General features: G+C 42.4%; 3 protein-coding genes. 2 read left to right on the top strand and 1 reads right to left on the bottom strand.

Annotated features, from left to right (window positions below; all coding sequences use genetic code 11):
• Positions 1–64 precede the first annotated feature (64 nt).
• Positions 65–292 carry a sulfurtransferase TusA gene (tusA, locus tag A3762_RS17545; RefSeq protein ID WP_068476977.1) on the bottom strand — a complete coding sequence of 76 codons (228 nt, stop codon included), beginning with the start codon at positions 290–292 and terminating at the stop codon, positions 65–67.
• Between the two features lie 63 nt (positions 293–355).
• Here tusA and A3762_RS17540 point away from each other — a divergent pair, with 63 nt between their 5' ends.
• On the top strand, positions 356–643 hold the full coding sequence (locus tag A3762_RS17540) for an antibiotic biosynthesis monooxygenase (RefSeq protein WP_068475457.1): 288 nt from the start codon (positions 356–358) through the stop codon (positions 641–643).
• A 272-nt stretch (positions 644–915) separates the two neighbouring features.
• Positions 916–1,701, top strand: a 786-nt coding sequence (locus A3762_RS17535; RefSeq protein WP_197469355.1) for a cbb3-type cytochrome c oxidase subunit I, incomplete at its 3' end; no start/stop codon positions are given.

Below are 1,701 nucleotides of genomic sequence, written 5' to 3'. Positions count from 1 at the left end.
ATTTGTTGTCGCTGCGGGCCTTATCAACATGAAAGTGAAGTGATCACCCAACAATCAATTAACGTTATGCTTTTTGAATAAAATAGATAAAAGCTTTGTCTTCCTCGTGCTGCTCAAGCAGGGTGTGCCCTAAAAATCTGCAAAATTGAGGAATGTCTCGCGTAGTCGATGGATCTGTCGCGCGCACTTTTAATACTGCACCGCTTTCCATATCGGGCATTTTTTCATGCAGCAGCATGACCGGTTCCGGACACAATAATCCAGTAGCATCTAACTCTATATCACATTCCATATTCGTTTTTCTAAGCTATGATTTATACAGTGCATTTTAAACATTGATACAACGGAATAAAGTATGATTCGCGTAATAATTAATCGCTACATTGCTGAAACACTTGAAAAGAATTATGAAGATGCAGCACTTGAGGTGCTTGCAGCCTCAGTAAAAGCCCCCGGTTTTATCTCGGGAGAGTCCTTAAGTGATATCGAAAATCCTCGTCACCACGTCATTCTTTGCAAGTGGCGTAGTAAATTAGACTGGGATAAATGGTTCGAATCTTCCGAGCGAAAAGAAGCTATGTCTAAGCTTTCGCTGATGCTTGAAAGAGAAGAACACGTCACTCTTCTTGACTCCCGTCATTAAACCCCGCATCAGGGCTGAGGTTTCAGCTTTAGCCCTACAACTGTTCGCTTTTTGTTCATCTTTCTAAAGTTGAACTAAACTCTTGAGCGAAATCAATTTAGCGGCAGATTTGGTTGATTTTGCATAGTGCTACATTTATTCTTCGCGCCATCTAGGTTTTTGCCCTAGATCACAATGGCAAATAAACTAAGTGCTGATTTCCGACCAGCTTCTGAACGCTTTGATTCGAATTAAAGCAAGCCTCGAAAACGCAACTGAATGGATCTTCAATAATGAGCAACGAGATCAACCCAATCACTTACAACTATAAAGTTGTACGACAATTCGCCGTGATGACGGTGGTATGGGGAATTGTCGGCATGGCTGCAGGCGTATTTATCGCCGCTCAATTAGTTTGGCCGGAGTTAAACTTCGACAACCAATACTTGAGTTTTGGCCGTATTCGACCACTGCACACTAACGCGGTCATCTTCGCCTTTGGCGGTTCCGCATTGTTTGCAACATCGTTATACGTTGTACAGAGAACCTGTCAAGCACGTTTGATCTCAGACTCTCTCGCATCATTCGTATTCTGGGGCTGGCAAGCAGTTATTGTTGCAGCAGCAATAACTCTTCCAATGGGCTTCACTAGTACAAAAGAATATGCTGAGCTTGAATGGCCAATTGATATCTTAATTGCACTAGTATGGGTTTCTTACGCGATTTTATTCTTTGGCACTATCACTAAGCGCAAAACCAAACATATTTATGTTGCGAACTGGTTCTACGGTGGCTTCATCCTGACGGTTGCAGTACTCCATATCGGTAACAATTTGGCTATTCCAGTTACCTTTATGAAGTCGTACTCTATATACTCAGGCACAGTCGATGCAATGATGCAATGGTGGTACGGCCACAATGCAGTAGGTTTCTTCTTGACTGCAGGCTTTCTAGGAATAATGTATTACTTCGTTCCAAAACAAGCTGGACGACCTGTTTATTCTTACCGCTTATCTATTGTCCATTTTTGGGCCTTAATCTCGCTTTATGTTTGGGCTGGATCCCATCACCTTCACTAC

Source organism: Oleiphilus sp. HI0125, assembly GCF_001635355.1.
This window is presented reverse-complemented; position numbering and strand designations above follow the sequence as displayed.

Bases quoted from the DNA above. Each gene is read 5' to 3' on its own strand.
- tusA (WP_068476977.1), bottom strand. From the start codon at position 292: ATGGAATGTGATATAGAGTTAGATGCTACTGGATTATTGTGTCCGGAA.
- A3762_RS17540 (WP_068475457.1), top strand. From the start codon at position 356: ATGATTCGCGTAATAATTAATCGCTACATTGCTGAAACACTTGAAAAG.